The sequence below is a fragment of the Opitutus sp. GAS368 genome (assembly GCF_900104925.1).
Lineage (GTDB): Bacteria > Verrucomicrobiota > Verrucomicrobiia > Opitutales > Opitutaceae > Lacunisphaera.
In genome coordinates this window covers 1,270,767-1,287,063 of record NZ_LT629735.1, presented here as the reverse complement: position 1 = coordinate 1,287,063, position 16,297 = coordinate 1,270,767, and the positions used below count along the sequence as shown (strand labels likewise).

Annotated in this window: 10 protein-coding genes; 7 read left to right on the top strand and 3 right to left on the bottom strand. The window is 66.2% G+C overall.

Translation table 11 applies throughout. The features are described 5' to 3' along the window. Positions 1–73: 73 nt before the first annotated feature. From BLU29_RS05445 to BLU29_RS05435, 3 genes are all read right to left on the bottom strand, one after another. Positions 74–3,106: a TonB-dependent receptor plug domain-containing protein gene (locus tag BLU29_RS05445; RefSeq protein ID WP_091055761.1), complete on the bottom strand. Its 3,033-nt coding sequence runs from the start codon at positions 3,104–3,106 to the stop codon at positions 74–76. 69 nt (positions 3,107–3,175) lie between these two features. Continuing rightward, positions 3,176–4,024, bottom strand: a complete 849-nt coding sequence (locus BLU29_RS05440) for a substrate-binding domain-containing protein (RefSeq protein ID WP_231962315.1) — start codon at positions 4,022–4,024, stop codon at positions 3,176–3,178. 293 nt (positions 4,025–4,317) lie between these two features. Further along, complete coding sequence (locus BLU29_RS05435; protein WP_157693647.1) at positions 4,318–5,172, bottom strand: xylose isomerase; 855 nt, start codon at positions 5,170–5,172, stop codon at positions 4,318–4,320. A gap of 127 nt (positions 5,173–5,299) precedes the next feature. Between BLU29_RS05435 and BLU29_RS05430 the strand changes: the two genes are divergently transcribed. From BLU29_RS05430 to BLU29_RS05400, 7 genes are all read left to right on the top strand, one after another. Beyond that, positions 5,300–7,741, top strand: a complete 2,442-nt coding sequence (locus BLU29_RS05430; protein WP_091055756.1) for an alpha-L-rhamnosidase C-terminal domain-containing protein — start codon at positions 5,300–5,302, stop codon at positions 7,739–7,741. Next, positions 7,738–8,595 carry a DUF6807 family protein gene (locus tag BLU29_RS05425; protein ID WP_091055754.1) on the top strand — a complete coding sequence of 286 codons (858 nt, stop codon included), beginning with the start codon at positions 7,738–7,740 and terminating at the stop codon, positions 8,593–8,595. Before BLU29_RS05430 ends, BLU29_RS05425 begins: the two co-directional genes overlap by 4 nt. Further along, entirely contained in the window at positions 8,592–9,854 is a 1,263-nt protein-coding gene (locus BLU29_RS05420) for an aminotransferase class V-fold PLP-dependent enzyme (protein ID WP_091055752.1), read from the top strand. Before BLU29_RS05425 ends, BLU29_RS05420 begins: the two co-directional genes overlap by 4 nt. Before the next feature lie 16 nt (positions 9,855–9,870). Beyond that, a complete protein-coding gene (locus tag BLU29_RS05415; protein WP_091055751.1) occupies positions 9,871–10,887 on the top strand; it encodes a YCF48-related protein in 1,017 nt (338 codons plus the stop codon). Between the two features lie 20 nt (positions 10,888–10,907). Then, positions 10,908–12,818, top strand: coding sequence for a hypothetical protein (locus BLU29_RS05410; protein WP_091055749.1), 1,911 nt, complete (start codon positions 10,908–10,910; stop codon positions 12,816–12,818). 111 nt (positions 12,819–12,929) lie between these two features. Then, entirely contained in the window at positions 12,930–14,867 is a 1,938-nt protein-coding gene (locus tag BLU29_RS05405) for a beta-L-arabinofuranosidase domain-containing protein (protein WP_091055746.1), read from the top strand. After that, positions 14,864–16,291: a M28 family peptidase gene (locus BLU29_RS05400; RefSeq protein ID WP_091055744.1), complete on the top strand. Its 1,428-nt coding sequence runs from the start codon at positions 14,864–14,866 to the stop codon at positions 16,289–16,291. The genes BLU29_RS05405 and BLU29_RS05400 overlap by 4 nt, the downstream gene beginning before the upstream one ends. Positions 16,292–16,297 lie beyond the last annotated feature (6 nt).

Below are 16,297 nucleotides of genomic sequence, written 5' to 3'. Positions count from 1 at the left end.
CCGGATGAGTCGCGGATATTAAAAAGGCGGAGGCCGTAGGGGCCTCCGCCTTGAAGGCTGACGAGCGGACGGCTTAGAAGTTGACGCTCGTGCGCAGGGTCCAGCTGCGCGGATCGGCGGGGGCATAGTTGCCCTCGTAGTAGACCTTGTCGGTCAGGTTGGTGACGCCCAGGGACGAGACCATCCTGTAGCCGAGCACTTCCCACGGGTAGGAAATGTTGCCGTCGAACACGCAGTAGTTGCCGGCCTGGAAGCCGCCGCGGTCGGGGTTCCAGTCGATGCTGCGGCTGACGACAGTCTTCGAGGAGTAGCGGGCGCCGAGCGCAAGGCTGAGGCCGCGCGCCGCGCCGGTGGTGAAGGTATACTTGTTGAAGACGTTCAACCGGTATTCCGGCACGTTCTCGATGCGGTTGCCGTAATACATCGAGTCGAAGATCTGGGTCGCCACCGCGGCGTTGTTGTAGGCCGTCGAGCCCGGGTGGGCGTAGAGCGGGTTGTCGATCGTCGCCGCCTGCCACATGTAGGCGCCGTTGATCACGGCCTGGTAGTTGCGATTAGGCGTCCAGGTGATGTCGAAGTCGGTGCCGGTGATCTGGTTTTTCACCCCCACGGCGCGCCAGCGGAAGTTGCGCGTGTTGTAGTAGGGCGAGGTGGGGGCGAACATCGTGGTGCTGTAGTTGAACGGCTCGTTGACATTGGCCTGCGCATTGCTGTCATCGAGCTTCTGGTCCTGGCGGATGCCGCGAAACAGCGAGAACGTGGTGACGAGCTGGTTGTTCCACAGCGCGGTCTTGACGCCGACCTCGAAGTTCTTGCCGGACTCGTTGTTCAGCGGCTTGTTGGCGCCATCCGCCTCGATGGCGGCGAGACCTTGGGCGACGCTGGTGATCGTCTGGCCGCGGTAGCTGAAGCTGCCGCCGTTGTTGGTCAAGGCGTCATTCAGCAGGTTGTTGATCCCCAGGGTGTCGTAGCCGCCGGCGGAGCCGGTGTTCAGCTTGAAGGTCTTGGACACCGTGGCGTAAACCGAGACTTCCTTGGTGATGGCGTAGGAGACGCCGCCCATCCAGGAGTCACCGTAGACGGTGCGGAAGCCCTGCGGGTCGCCGGCGTAGCTCGGCGAGTAGTTGTAAACGCCCGGAGGATAATTCGCCTGGTCGAGGTAAGCCGTATTGGGGACGACGAACCAGGGATCGTTGGAGGTCAGGTTCTGGCCGAAACCCTTGCTGCCCTCGCGGCGATAACCGCCGAGCATGGTGAGCTTGTCATCCTTGAGCGCCGTGCCCTGCCAGTTGAGGTAGAGCGCCGTGTTGGTGGAGCGATAGCCGTCGAGCAGGTTGCGGTTGATGTTGTAGATCTTGGAGACGGGGGGCTGGATTTGGACGGAGGGATCCCACATCGAGTAGACCTGCTGGGCGGTGAGGATGTTGCCGTTGCGGTCCTTCAACACTTGCAGCACCGGGACCATGCTGCCGGGGGACGGCAGGTTGTTGGGGTTGTTGGCCGGATAGTTGTAGCCGGGAACCGCGTAGTAGACCGCGCCAATCGAGGCCATGTATTGCTGGAAGGGCTGGCTGTAGACGCCGCCGAAGAGGAACTTGTTCTTGATGCCGAGGAAGTCGGCCTTGACGATGACGTCGATCTGATGGTCCTGCGTCCGGCGGTAATAGCCGTTGCCGCCGCCGCCACTGGCGGCGTTGAAGGTCATGCCGTCGGCGTTGGGAGCGTTTTGCGCGAAGATGTTGTTAAAGCGATCGTTGTCCTTCGTGTAAACATAGCGGGCATCCAGCCAGCTGAAGGGCGAGAAATCGACCGTGGCCGTGAAGGTGTTCACTTCGTTCGAAGAGAAGGCGCCCGAATTCGTGAAGTTGAAGTGCTTGTCTTGGACGCGATTGCCGTTCAGGTCCGTGTAGGAGGCATAGGGCGAGACCACGGACTGGGTGTAGATCGGCAGGCCGGGATCGTTCGCCGCCTTGCGCACGTCAGCCATGTAGTTGCCGAGGCTGTTGAAGATGCGGGCGCGATAGGCCGCGATCGGATCGGCGGCGCCGGAAACCGAGGCGGGGGCGGCGGCGATCAGGGCGGCGGAGGGATTCTTATAGGCATCGAACCAGCCTTGCGGATAGAGCCAGGCGGAGTCGTTGGCATTGTAGGACTCGGTCAGATGCTCGAGCTCGAGATTGACATGCAGCTTGCCGCTCTTGAACGGATTGAGGGTGAGCGATGGCGTGAAGTTGTAGTTCTTGTGGAACTCGCCGGTGCGGAATCCCTTTTGGTCGGCCCAGGCGCCGACCACGCGGAAGGCGGCGTTTTCCGCCATCGGGGCGTTGTAGTCCACCGTGACCTTCTGGCCGGCGTTGGACATGACCGCATAGCTGATCGCGGCAATCGGCTTGTCGAACAAGGGCTTTTTGGTGATGTAGTTGATGACACCGCCGGGATAGCCCTGGCCGAAGAAGACGGCCGCCGGTCCCTTCACGATCTCGACGCGGTCCACGTTGTCGAGGTTGTAGGCCGAGTAGCGGAAGATGCCGTCGCGGAGCAGGGAGTTGACCGTGAAGCCACGGAGGGTGAAGTTGCCCTGCGGGGTCGCGGAGTTGCCGGGCACCCGCATCGCGAAGCGCGAGTCGGGCGAGCCGGAGGAAGTGTAGCGGAGGATGTCGGTGATGGACTGGACGCCGGTGTCCTTGAGGAAATCCTCGCTCATGACCGAGATGTTCATCGGCACATTCTGAATGGCCATGCCGATGCGCGTCGCGGTGGCGGCGTTGGTCTTCAGGTAGCCGTAGTCGTTGCCGCTTTTCACCTCGAAGGGCGAGAGGGCGTAGGTCTCCTTGTCCTGGGGCTCCGCAGCGGTGGCGGGGCGGGCCGCACTGGTGGCGGCGGACACGGGAGAGGTCGGGGTGGCAGAGGCGGCGGCAGCCGGATGGCTCTGCGCCTCGATTTCGGCGAGACGCTTCCGCAGGGTAGCGTTCTCATCTTGGAGGCGGCGGAGGGCATCGGAGTCGGCCGACTGCGCAAGCGCAGCGGAACTCGTCACCAGCGCCGCCAAGCCGACGGCCAGCAACTTGCTGGCGCGGCGCGTGGAGGGGGTATTGGTAGGTATCATACTATTGGTTTGTTTTCGTTAACCGGCATTAGGTCCCGGTAAATTGGCCCCGCAAGAGGCGGGCACGGGTTACCGCGCGCGGCTGCCCGATGCTTCGGGGGTGATCAAGCGCGGGGAGACGATGATGCCGATGCGTCCGGCCGCATGGGGATTGTCGATGCGCCAGAGAAGGTGATCCACGACCTTGCGGACAAGCATGGGGAGGTTGATGTCGATCGCCGCGGGCGAGTGGTCGAGGTTGTGGTAGATGACCGGATTGTAGTTGCCCAGGACGGCCTCAAAGTCCTTGCCGGGCCTTTGGCCTGTTTCCCGCAGGGCCCGGAAAAAGGAGCCGCAGAAATGATCCACCGGAATATAGAGCCCGGTGGCCTTGGGGGTGCATTCCAGCAGGCGTTGGACGAGAATGCTGCTTTCGCTGTGCACCGGTGCGATTTCCAGATAGCTCGTGCCGCCGGGCTTGGCCTGGCCCAGAATCGTATGCACGGCGAGCCCGAGCGCGGTGGCTCGCTCAACGAAAGCCTCGTTGCGGCGGACAATGGCGCTGTAGTCCGGGTCGGTGGAGATGACCGCGACTGACTTGTGGCCGCGGGAATGAAGATAATCGGCCGCCATGCAGCCATTCTCGATATTGTTGGGCTCGACGTAGTCGCCCGGGTAAGCGGCCGACCGGCGGGTCATGAACCAGACGTGCGGGATCTCGCGCAGCTGGGCCAGGCACTCGGGCGACGGCTCCATGCCCTGGACGATCAGTCCATCAAGTTGCTCGTTCGCGATATTGCGGGGCAACTCTCCGGGATGGCTGGAGAAGAGCACGCGCAGGTCGACGCCATAGCTGGAATCGGCGGACTGCACCTGCAGCAACTGGTCCTGAAACCAATTCAGGCTGGGATTGTTGACCTTGGCCCCGACGAACCACACCCCAATCCGCTTTTGCTCCGCCCGGTGAACCTTGGGTCCGCGGCGGCGGTTAACCGGAGCCGGAACGTAGTTGTGTTCCCGCATTACCGCCCGGATACGGGCCAGGCTGTCTTGCGCGACCAATTGAGGTTGGTTGATCGCTCGTGAGACGGTTGCAGGAGAGACACGTGCCTTGTGGGCGATTTCTGTAATCAACATGGGATAGGGGTTCCCTTTCAGAACGTTTCATGATAAAAGCATGAAAATTACCGACTGAGTCAAGGGATTTCAGCCGAAAAACTTACTTTAAGTTTTTACGCCGTGCGTCGGAAGGCACGTCTCCAAGCGCCAAGCAGTTCCTTGCGACAGCGAATCGTGTCGGGCCACACCGGCGGATTGGTGCTGACGTGATATCCCACGGTCGTGCCCAGTTCGGGGCAGACCCAGAGTTCGCCCCGGGGCGCCGGGCCTTGCAGCCAGACGGTGAAAAGGTCTTCGGCAAACGCCAGGTAGTCGCGAAACTCGGGAGTCAGCTTTCCTCGGCCGTTGGTTACCGGGATCTGGCAGTGCTGGCTGCCAAACGGCCGGCAGTGAAACAGCCGGGATTGCTGGATCAGGCGGGGTTGGTCCAGCAGCCGGCGGGAGAAATCCTCCGGCAGCATGTGCTTCATCACCGCGGGATGGGAGTGGTCCCAGGTCACGGGTAGCAGGGTCCCCGTCTTTCTCCTATAGAGACGGGCGATTTCAGCGAGTTTCTCCGGGGTTTCCGTGCAAGTGTCCCGGTGGCTCTCGAGATGCGCGGACAGGCCGAGTTTCCGGGCGATGCGCACGGTCCTGATGATCAGCCGCGTGGCCGCGGCCGGGGTCGTGTCGTGCGCTCCCAGCATGCAGTTGACGTATTTGGCGCCACCGGCCGCCTCGATCTTCAGCAGGCCCTCGACATCGCGCCCGTCCCGGGAAAAGACGCGGCCGCAGATATCCAAGCCAAGGCGCTGCAAGTGAGGCGCCAGCTCGGGACGAAACATTTCCGCCACACCATCAAAGCCGGCGGCCTGGATGGCGGTCATCTTGCGTGCCAGCGACCACTCGCGCCGCGCGTTGGGGTGGCCGACCAACGACCAAAGGGTGGCGCAGAAATAGAGGCGGGGCGGGGGTGAAACAGTTTTCATGATTGAGATGAAAAGATATGAAAATAGATGTTGAAAAAAAAGGGAAAGCCAGCCCAATTTTTAAGCTTTAAGCCGATCCACGGCCTTAACCGGGTCACCCCGCCCGGCCCCCAGCCACTTTCCTGTTATGTTACCCCTTCCTTTTGTTCAGCGCGCTTCCTGGATTTGGTCCGCCGAAGGCACCCATGCGGCGCCGGAGGCGGGCGAGGGTTCGCCTTCGCACTATCAGGTCCGCTATTTCCGTCGCACCTTCGAGCTGGCCGATCTGGCGGGTTTGGCCCTTACGGTGCACCTCTCGGCTGACAGCCGGTATGTATTCTACTGCAACGGCGTCTGCTTGGGGCGCGGTCCGGCAAAGGGCGATGTCAACCACCACTTCTACGATACATTCGATCTGACGCCCCACCTGCGTGCCGGCCGGAACGTGCTCGCGGCGATCGTGCTGGATATGTCGCGGGTTGCCCACCGCCCCGCGCTGCTCGGGGCGCCGTGTTCGGTAATGACTTACGCCGGCGGCTTCGTGCTGGAGGGGGTCGTGGTGGACCGGGCCGGCACCAGCTTGGTCGATTTGCGGACCGACGCCCACTGGCGTGTGGCGGTGGATCGCGGCCACCGTTTTCAAAACGAGCACACCACCTTCGAGGGCTATCTGGGTTACTTCGAGCACCGCGTGTCCCGGCTGGTGCCGGCGGGATGGCACACGGTCGAGTTCGACGATTCTGGCTGGCCGGCGGCCTGCGTGCTTTACAAGGCCGAGCGCCTTGAGCACCGGCGCGATCCGGCCAGCCCCTACGGCCTGGTCCCGCGCATGATCCCGATGATGGAAGAGGGGGCGCCGGCGGCGTTCCCCGATGCATACGTCCGTGGCGGCGGCGCGGTGTCGTCGGAGTGGGCCGCGATGCTCGCGGGCGGTGCCCCGCTGACGCTCGCGGCCGGGGAGAGGGTCGATCTCGTTCTGGACTTGGGCGTGCTCACGACCGCCTTTCCCGTGATCACCGCAGCCGGTGGCGCCGGCAGCGTGGTGCAGCTCACCTACGCCGAAGCGCTGCGGTTGCCGTGGAATACGCCCGGCGCGAAACTGCTCGGCCGGCCGCAGCCGCTGGCCAACCTGGCCTCGCACTTTGCGGACGAGAGCTCGGGCTGGACCTTCGATCGCCGCGGCCGCGTCACGGGCTGGTGCGACATTTGGGAGCCATCCGGTCGGAAGGAAATTTTCGAGCCGTTGCACTGGCGCGCGTTCCGCTATGTCGGCCTGCAGCTCACGGTGGGATCCGAGCCGCTGACCATTCACGCCGTGCAGCAGCGCTTCACGGCCTACCCCTATCGGGTCGCGGCGACGTTTGCGTCTTCCGATCCCGGCCTCGACAAGATCTGGCAGGTCGGTCTGCACACGATGCGCCTGTGTTCGCATGAAACCTTCGTGGACTGCCCGCATTACGAGCAGATGCAGTATGCCGGCGACACCATGATCACCTCGAAGCTCGCGATGATGACGACGGGCGATTGCCGGCTGAGCCGCCAGGCGCTCCATCACTTCGATTGGTCGCGGCTCTCCGACGGACTGACCCAGGCGCGGTATCCGTCGCGGCTCGTCCAGATCATTCCCGCGTGGAGCATCCACTGGATAACGAACATCCGGGACTACTTCCTGTGTTCGGGGGACGCCCAGACGGTCCGGGAACTCCTGCCGGGGGTGCGCGCCGTGCTCGACTGGTATCGCCGGCACACCGACGCGGACGGACTGCCGGCCAAGCTGCCCTATTGGAACATCACCGATTGGTGCGCCTGGTGGCCGCGCGGGGTCGTGCCCGGAGCGGACGACGGCCCGACCTGCCTGCACGCCGCCCAATACATCAACGCGCTCGATGAGGCGGCCTGGATGATCGGCCGCCTGGGTCGGCCCGCGGAAGCGGCCGCCCTTTCAACCGAGGCGGCGGCGCTCCGTCGCACTGCGCACGCGCGCTTCTGGTCCGAAGCGGAGGGCCTTTACTTTGACCGCCCGGGCGGTCCGGAAGTCAGCCAGTATGGCAATGCCTGGGCGATCGTCGCCGGCCTGGCCGGCGAGCGGGAGCGCGCGATCATCATGAAGCGCTTCCCGTCCGACGCCAAACTCGCGCCCGGCTCCTTCTTTTGGTGGCACACGGGCTTTGGCGCGCTTGCCCGCTGCGGCCGCTACGACGAGATGCCGAGCCACCTCGGGCCGTGGCACGAGTCCATTGGTTACGGGCTTTCGACCTTCGTGGAGGAGAACAGCTACTGGCGGTCGCTTTGCCATGCCTGGTCCGCGCACCCGGTGCTCGAGTTCCAGCAACGCATCCTCGGGGTGGTGCCGACCGAGCCGGGTTTTGCGCGGATCACCCTGGCGCCCCATCTCTGCGGACTGACCTCCGCGCGCGGCAGTGTATGCACGCCTCGCGGCCTGATCGAGGTGGCGTGGCAGGTGGAGCAGGAGACCTTTACCCTGGAAGCCAAGGTTCCGGTCGGGACGCCGGTCTCGATCATCCTGCCTGACCGTTCCCGCCATGAATCCGCGGGCGGTGACATCCGGCTGTCGGTGACCCTGCCATGAACCCGGAATTGGAGCTCAAGGCGGAAACCAGCGAGGCGGTGGAGATCCACCGCCGGGACGGCGGGTTGTTGCTGCGCTATGTTTACCGGCCGGAGACCCTTGCGGACGAGGCGCCGCGACCATACGCCCATCCGGTCAATACGCTGGCCGGTGAGCAGCTCACGAATTTCCGCCCCAATGATCACCGTTGGCACCACGGGCTGAGCTTTACGATCAACTGCCTGGGGGGCTTCAATTTCTGGGGTGGCGCCACCTACCGCCGGGACGAGGGCTACCGGTTCCGGGCCGATCACGGCTGCCAGCGGCATGTGGTCTGGCGGGAGCGGACGGCCTACCGGCTGGCACATGCGCTCGAGTGGAGAGTCGGAGCCACGGGTGAACTCTTGCTGCACGAGGAACGGGCGCTCGTCCTGGCCGTGATCTCGCCCACGGTGTGGACGCTGCGTTGGACGGCGATATTGCGCAACGTGGCGCCGCGCACCTTGGACCTCGGCCAGTATGATTCCAACCAGGGCTTGGCGGGATCGCATTATACCGGCCTGCAGTTCCGCGGGGCCCGGGACCTGCTGGACGATCATGGCGACGACGGAATCGGGATCCGGGCCGAGGGTGGACTCGAGGGTGAATCCGCGGTGCACGGTGCCGCGGCTGGCTGGATGGAGTGGCACGGGCAGAAAGATGGTTCGCAGAGGCGCGTGCGCATCCGTTTCGCCAATCCGGCGGGTCCGCTGCACTGGTTTGTGCGGCGCCACAATCCGCTGGCCGCCTTGCCCTTTCAATACGCCCGCGACTTGCCGCTCGCCGCGGGCGCGGCCCTCAACCTCGACCACACCCTGACTTTTTCCGACGAATGAAACTCAACCGCCGCAGCTTCCTGCAGGGGCTCGGACTCGGGGCCATCAGCGCCCTGGCCGCCCGGGCCTCCCTCCCGGCCCTGCCCCCGTTCGGGACCCTGAGCGACGACGCCTTCTGGCGCGCCGTGCGCGCGCAGTATCCGTTGAGCGACGATCCGGTTTACCTCAACACCGGCGGCCTTGGGCCCGCATCGCAGCGGGTGCTCGACGCGGTGGATGCGACCATGCGGCAACTGCAGGAGCACTCCGAGACCGGCCACAACCTGCTGGAACCGGCCCGGGAGACAATGGCGCGATTCCTCGGGGCGGCGGCCGACGAGGTCTGCTTTGTCCGGAATGCGACCGAGGGCAATTCGATCATCGCCGCCGGTCTCGGGCTGAGGGCGGGCGACGAGGTGATCTTCGAGAGCCACGCGCACCCGGGCGGATCCTTCCCGTGGCTCAACCAGGCGCGCTTGCACGGCGTCGTGGTGCGCCTGTTCGAGCCCGACCCCGCCAGTCCGGAGGCGAATCTGGCGCGGATCCGCGCCCTCGTGACGCCGCGGACCAAGGTCATCCAGGTCAGCCACATCACCTGCACCACGGGGCTGGTGTTCCCGGTGGCGGCGATCGCGGAGTTTGCGCGCGCGCGCGGCATCTGGTTCCACATCGATGCGGCGCAATCCGTCGGGATGATCCCGGTCAACCTGCGGGAAATCGGCTGCGATTCCTGCGCGTTCAGCGGTCACAAGTGGCTGGGCGGCCCGCATGAGACCGGCGTGCTCTATCTGCGCCATGATCGGCTGGACGCGGTGGCGCTCACGGGGGCGGGGGCCTACTCCGGCGAACTGGCTCGGCTGCCGGGCGAGATCAAGGATTTCAACGCGGCTTCGCGGCATGAATACGGCACGCGCAACGCCGGCCTGATTGTCGGGCTGGCCGAGGCGGTCAGCTTGCAGGAGCAGATCGGCCGCGCCCGCATCGCCGCCCACGGCGGGGCCCTGGCGGCCGGGCTGATTCAGGAGTTGTCCCGGATCAAGGGCATCGAGGTGCTCACGCCGCGTTCCGAGTCCTTGCGCGCCTCGATCACCACGATCCGTCATGCCCGGGCCGACGCCGGAAAACTTTTTGGCTACCTCCTTGGGAAACACCGCCTGCGTTGCCGGCCGGTGACCGAGCAGGATCTCGGGGCCGTGCGCATTTCCACCCACGTTTTCACCTCCCGGGCCGAGGTCGAACGCACCATCAGCGCGGTGCGCGCCGCGGCGCACGATCTCTGACCCAACCCGATTTCGCATGACAAGAATCCTCTCCTCCCTCGTTCTCCTGGCCTTGCTCGCCAGCCAGGCCGGTGCCGCCCCGCAGCACGACCTTTACCTCTGCGCGGCCTTCAATAACGGCAGTCGCGTCATGGGCGCGAAGGACGGCTCGTCCAACGGCGTCTTCGTGCGCACGGGGCCGGATGAATTCGGGCATGTCGGCATCAACTATGCGCTGGCGACCTCGGTCACGTTTGATCCGCGCGAGGCCAACGTTTTCTACGTCGCCTGCCTGAGCGGGGTGCTGCGCACCCTCGATGGCGGCAAGTCGTGGCGGCTGGTCACGGGCTGGGACGAGACGGAGCCCAAGTCGATCGCGGTCGATTTCCAGGAGCCCGACACCGTCTACACCGGCCTGCCCGACGGCATCGTCGTCTCCCGCGACCGCGGCCAGACCTGGCAGCGCCGCGAGCAGGGCCTGCCGGAGCGGGGCAAATACACCCAGGTGGTGCGGGCGGATCGCACGCGGCGGGGCCGGGTGCTCATCGGCTGCGAGTCGGGCATCTATCTGACCGAGAATGGCGCGGCCTCCTGGAAGCGCATCCTGTCCACGGCGGATACGGTCGACGACATCCAGCAGTCGCCGCATGACCCGCAACAGTGGATCGCCGTCACCCAGAGCGCCGGCGCCCTGCTCTCGCGCGATGGCGGCGCCACCTGGAAAAAGATCGACGCTGTGCCCTCCGACAAGGCGCTCTACAACGTCGCCTTCGATGCGCGGGACCCCCGGCGCCTGGTCATCGCGAGCTGGAGCTACGGCCTGCTGGTCAGCGAGGACGCCGGCACGACCTGGACGGCGCGCAACGCCGGCCTGCCCGAGCCGGCGCGCGTCTGGCGCGCCGCCATCGATCCCGACAACGGAGAGTTCTACGCGGCGGTCTTCGGTCATGGGCTTTACGCTTCGGGCGACGCCGGCCGCACCTGGCGCACCGTTCCCGGCCTGCTGGGCGCCTCGATTCAAACCTTCACCTTCGTGCCGAAAACCGGCCGCTGAGCCCGGACCGGCCCCCAACCATGAAACGCATTCTTTCCCTTTTCTTCCTGTGTGGCGCGCTGGCCGGCCCGGCGCGGGCGCAACCTTCCACCACCGGCCCGATGCCGGCGCCGGTGACGGACTTCGCCACTGACGCCCGCCGCACGGCCTATCTGGCGCGGGCGAACGAAGTGCTGCAGTGGTATGTCGACTCGATCAAGCCCGGCGACCCGGCGACGTTCGGCTCCGGGCAGATTGCGGCCAAGCTCGCGCGCCACGAGGACGCCGCGACCGTTTCCGCCCGGGTGATCGAGCTGATGAGCGGGCCGCAGAGCCAGGACATGTTCTGGATGTTCCCCTGGACGGCGATTTCCTTCCTGGGCCGCGACCAGCTCTCGCCCGCCGCCAAGGCGGCGATCCGCGATGCCTGGCGCACCTATTTCCCGATGCGCGGCGACACGGAGAACCACTGGGCGATGTATTACACCTCGCTCTACCTGATGACCGAGCTCCACCCCGGCGAGCCGGCGGCGAGCTGGTTCAACGGCAAGAGCTCCGCCGAGAACAATGCCGAGGCGCGGGCCTACCTCATCCATTGGATGGATCTCGCGACCACGATCGGGCAGGGCGAATTCAATCCGACGCACTACATCGGCGAATACGCCATCCCGATGCTCTATCTCGCGACCTGGGCCCGCGACCCGGAGATGAAGATCCGCGGGCACATGAAGCTCGACTGGCTGCTCGCCGATCTCGCCGAGAACACCCTCAACGGCGTCCTGCGCGGCCCCAATGCCCGCACCGATGACACCTCGGTCATCCAGCGCTGGATGGCGCTGTCGTCCTATTTCAGCTGGCAGTGCTTCGGCAACACGCCGCCGCCGGCGGGCTACGGCGGCTTCGGCATCTGGTTCGCGGCCGCCGCGGCCAACTACGAGGTGCCCGAGGTCATCTTCCGCCTCGCGAACGACCGGTCGGAGGATTACCTCCAGCATGACCTCAAGCGCAGCCGCCGTCGCTGGCGCTACAGCGACGTGCTGATGGCGCCCGTCTACAAGACCAACTACATGCGCCACGATTACGCGGTCGGCTCCTATCAGGGCGGTCTGGTCGACCCGATCCAGACGCACGTGTGGGACGTCACCTGGGCCGTGCCGGACCCCCGCGGCGTGCACAACACGATGTTTTCGGCGCATCCCTATGCCTCGGCCCGGGTGATGCAGACCTATTTCACCGAGCTGCCCGACCACATGCTCGAGCTGCTCGCGAGCCAGGGCAAGCCGTCCTACGACGTGCCGGACAAGATCCTTGGCGGCTCCCCCTACGAGCATGTGTTCCAGGATCTCGACACGGTGATCGCGCTCTACGACATTCCCGAGGGCACGCGGTTTCCGCGGATCAACGGTTTCTTCTCCAAGGACCTCGTGAACGTCACCGAGGACAAGTCCGGCTGGATCTTCGCGCAGGGTGGCAACACCTACCTGGCCTACCGGCCGCTCGCCCCGTTCCACTGGGAGCACCTGCTCGGCTACAAGTCGCTGCCTTCGCCCAGCGGCTACAAGTGGGAGCGCGTCGACCTGGGAGAAAAGGGGGACAAGCTCCTCGTGAGCCCGCACCTGAAGAACGGCACGATCGTGCAGGCCGCGAGCGCGAGCGAGTTCAAGAGTTTCGACGCATTCAAGGCGGCGGTCGTGGCCCTGCCCCTCGAGTTCAAGCTGGAGCCCGTGCCGACGGTGAGGTTGAAATCGCTGCGCGGCCACGAAATCGTCTGCACGTTCGGCCAGGCACCGCAGGTCGACGGCCGGCAGATCGACTACACGAAATGGAAGCTCTTCGAGGGGCCGCACCTCAACGCCGGGAAGGGTTCGCGCAAACTGACCATCACCGAGGGGAAGCTCGAGCGCGTCCTGGACTTCAACACGCTCACCATCACCGACCGCGTCAAACCGTGAAGACGGCTCGTCCCGGTGGCGGGTCCTTGCTCTTTCCGCCCGTTGCTGGCCCGGCCTGAAATCACGCGTTGTCCGGCCGCCGCCCCCGTCACCCAACCACTCAAGTTTCAGATGAGTTATCCCTCCTCCCTCGCCCTGCCGCTGGTCCGCTTCGACCGCGGTTTCCTCGCGGGCCGGGCCCGCCTGGTCCGCGAAACCGTGATTCCCTACCAATGGGAGGCCCTGAACGACCGCCTTCCCGGGGCGGAGCGCAGCGGCTGCGTCCACAATCTTCAGGTGGCGGCCGGTGAAAAAGCCGGGCAGTTCCACGGCCTGTTCTGGCAGGATTCCGACCTCGCCAAATGGATCGAGGCCGCCAGCTACCGGCTCGCCACCCATCCGGATCCGGCGCTCGAGGCGACACTGGACCGGCTGATCGTCACCATCGCGAAAGCGCAGGTCGCCGACGGCTACCTCAACACCTACTTCCAGCTCGTCGAGCCGCAGAATCGCTGGGCCAACCTGCGCGACTGCCATGAGCTTTACGTTGCCGGCCACCTCATCGAGGCGGGGGTGGCGCATTTTGGCGCGACCGGCAAACGGACGCTGCTGGACGTGGTCTGCCGGCTGGCGGACCTGATCGCCCGCACCTTCGGCCCCGGCCCGGACCAACTGCCGGGCTACTGCGGGCACGAGGAAATCGAGCTCGCCCTCGTGCGCCTGGCCCGGGCGACGGGGGTCGAACGCTACCGCGACCTCGCCCTCTACTTCATCGAGCAACGCGGCCGGTCGCCGAATTATTTCGAGGCCGAGGCGGCGCGGCGGGCGGGCGACGACGGCAAGCTGCCCTGGCACATGCATCACGACGGCCTGGCCACCCTGCAGGCCGCCCGGCCGGTGCGGGAGCTGACCGAGCCCGTCGGGCACGCCGTGCGGATGATGTATCTGCTGGCCGCCATGATCGACCTGGCCGGCGACCGCCACGACGCGCCGCTGGCCGCCCAGTGCCGTGCGCTCTGGCAGGCCATCGTGACGCGGCACCTCTACCTCACCGGCGGCGTGGGCACCGAGCCCTATGGAGAAAAATTCTGCGAGCCCTTCGACCTGCCGCCCGACCGGGCCTATGCCGAGACCTGCGCCGCCATCGGCGTGATGATGTGCGCGCGACGCCTCCTGGAACTGGAGCTGCACGGCGGTTATGCCGACGTGATGGAGCGCGCCCTCTACAACAACGTGCTGTCCGGACTCGCGCTCGACGGGCGGACCTTCTTTTACGTCAATCCCCTCGAGGTGGTGCCGGCGGTCGCCAAGCGCCGCTACGAGTGCCATCTCGTCAAGACCCAGCGCGTGCCCTGGTTCGGTTGCGCATGCTGCCCGCCGAATGTCGCCCGTCTTTTTGCCTCGCTGGGCGACTATGCCTACTCGCAGATGCCCGACGGGCTGGCCGTCCATCTCTACGCCGAGGGCGAGGCGGGATTCCAGTCTGGAACCGGGGCGGTGCGGCTGCTCGTGCGGACCGACTATCCCTGGCAGGGGCGCGTCGAATTTCGCATCGAGCCGGAGTGGGCCGCCGCGGAATTCACCCTGCACCTGCGGATCCCGGGCTGGTGCCGGCAGCCCGGCCTGGTGCTGAACGGTGTCGCCCGGGAACCGGGGGCGGTCGATGGTTACGCCCGCATCAGCCGGATTTGGCGGAGCGGCGACCGGGTCGTGCTGGACCTGCCGATGCCGGTCGAACGGGTCCGCGCCAACACCCGCGTGTTTGCGGCGGCCGGCCAGGTCGCCTTGCAGCGCGGCCCCGTGGTCTACTGCGTGGAGGAAGCCGACAACGGCCCGCAGCTTTCGGCCCTGGGCCTGCCGCGCGACAGCCAGCTGACGGCGCGGCCCGAGCTCGACCTGCTGGGCGGTTGCGTGGTGCTGGAGGGCCCGGCGGTGCGCGCGGCGACAGGCGGCGCCTTGTATTCAACCGAGCCGGTGCCGGAAACCCCGGTGCAATTGCGGGCCGTGCCGTATGCCCTCTGGGCCAATCGCGGCGAAGGCGAAATGCGCGTCTGGCTGAGGGAAACATGAAAGCTTCAACCAGTCTTGGGCCAGGGCGAATCTCCTGGGTGAACCGCGGCGTGGGCGCGGCTCTTCGGGGACAACTCGCCCTGCCGGTGGCGCTGGCTTGCGGACTTCTGCCTCCGGCGGGCCGCGCAGCCGAATCCTTCGACGACTCCGCCCACGCCGCGCATGCGATGCTGACGCAGTTATGCGACGACTTTGGCGGACGGCTCACGGGTTCGTCCAACAACCGCGGGGCGATGGACCGGCTCGCGGCGGAACTGCGGACCCTCGGGCTGCTGCCGGAAATCGTGCCGTTCAAGATGCCCGGCTGGGAACGTGGGGCGGATTCGGTCCAGCTGATCGTGCCGGTGGCCCGGCCGCTGCGCATCGCGGCGCTGAGCTACACGCAGCCGCACCCGGCATTTGAAGCCGATGTGGCCGATGTCGGCGCGGGCGCGGCGGCGGATTATCCGGCGGATGTGCGGGGCAAGATCGTGCTGTTAAACCAGTCGTCGGCCCTGTCGGCGCGGGAATTCTCGCGCATCGCGGCGGAACGCGGCGCGCGCGGCGTCTTGTTCATCAACCGCGAGGGCGGCGGGCAGCTGCTCGCCCGCACGGGCAGCTTTGTCGGCGAGGCTCTGGTGCTGCCGGTGTATTCGCTCGCGCAGGAGGAGGGCGCGTGGCTGCGGCGGCTGCTCGCGCGCGGCCGGCCGGTGCGGGTGCGCATGGAAACCAAGTCGCATTGCCGGGAAGTCGACACCGCCAACCTGCGGCTGGTGTTCCCGGGCCGTTCGCCGGAGCGCGTCATCGTCGGGGCGCACTTTGACAGCTGGGACCTGGGGCAGGGCGCCTTGGACAACGGTCTCGGCACGGCGCAGCTTTTCGCGCTGGCGCGCGCGCTGCGCGGGCGCGAGCTGGCCCGCACGGTCGAGCTGGTCTGGTTCAACGGCGAGGAGCAGGGCTTGTGGGGCTCGCGCCACGCGGCGGCCACCCTCGGCGCCGCGCCCGTCGTGGCGATGATCAATCTCGACATGGTCGGCGTGCCGATCGCCGTCAACGCGCTGGGTGACGCGTCGCTCGTGCCGGCCCTCGAGCGCTGGAACGCCGGTCGCGGCGACCGCAAACTGCCGCTGGGGGTGGAGAACATCAACTGGTTCGGCAGCGACCACACGCCCTTCCAGCTGGCCGACGTGCGGGCGATCACCTTCAACGCGCCGATTCCCCGCGAATCCGTGCGCTACTATCATGATTTCGGCGACACCATCGACAAGCTGCCGGAAGAGATCGTGGTGAAATCCACCGCGATCATTGGCGACCTGGTGCTGGCGCTGGCGGGCGACCCGTCGCTCGGCGCGTTCCGTCGCGCGCCGGCCGAGACGGAGAAGCTCTTCACCGTATTTGGCCTGGAGCGGCGCATGCAGGCCATCGGTTACTGGCCGTTCCATTGACGAGCC

Coding starts and splice junctions, on each gene's coding strand:
- BLU29_RS05405 (WP_091055746.1), top strand. CDS start 12,930: ATGAGTTATCCCTCCTCCCTCGCCCTGCCGCTGGTCCGCTTCGACCGC.
- BLU29_RS05430 (WP_091055756.1), top strand. CDS start 5,300: ATGTTACCCCTTCCTTTTGTTCAGCGCGCTTCCTGGATTTGGTCCGCC.
- BLU29_RS05435 (WP_157693647.1), bottom strand. CDS start 5,172: ATGAAAACTGTTTCACCCCCGCCCCGCCTCTATTTCTGCGCCACCCTT.
- BLU29_RS05410 (WP_091055749.1), top strand. CDS start 10,908: ATGAAACGCATTCTTTCCCTTTTCTTCCTGTGTGGCGCGCTGGCCGGC.
- BLU29_RS05445 (WP_091055761.1), bottom strand. CDS start 3,106: ATGATACCTACCAATACCCCCTCCACGCGCCGCGCCAGCAAGTTGCTG.
- BLU29_RS05425 (WP_091055754.1), top strand. CDS start 7,738: ATGAACCCGGAATTGGAGCTCAAGGCGGAAACCAGCGAGGCGGTGGAG.
- BLU29_RS05400 (WP_091055744.1), top strand. CDS start 14,864: ATGAAAGCTTCAACCAGTCTTGGGCCAGGGCGAATCTCCTGGGTGAAC.
- BLU29_RS05420 (WP_091055752.1), top strand. CDS start 8,592: ATGAAACTCAACCGCCGCAGCTTCCTGCAGGGGCTCGGACTCGGGGCC.
- BLU29_RS05415 (WP_091055751.1), top strand. CDS start 9,871: ATGACAAGAATCCTCTCCTCCCTCGTTCTCCTGGCCTTGCTCGCCAGC.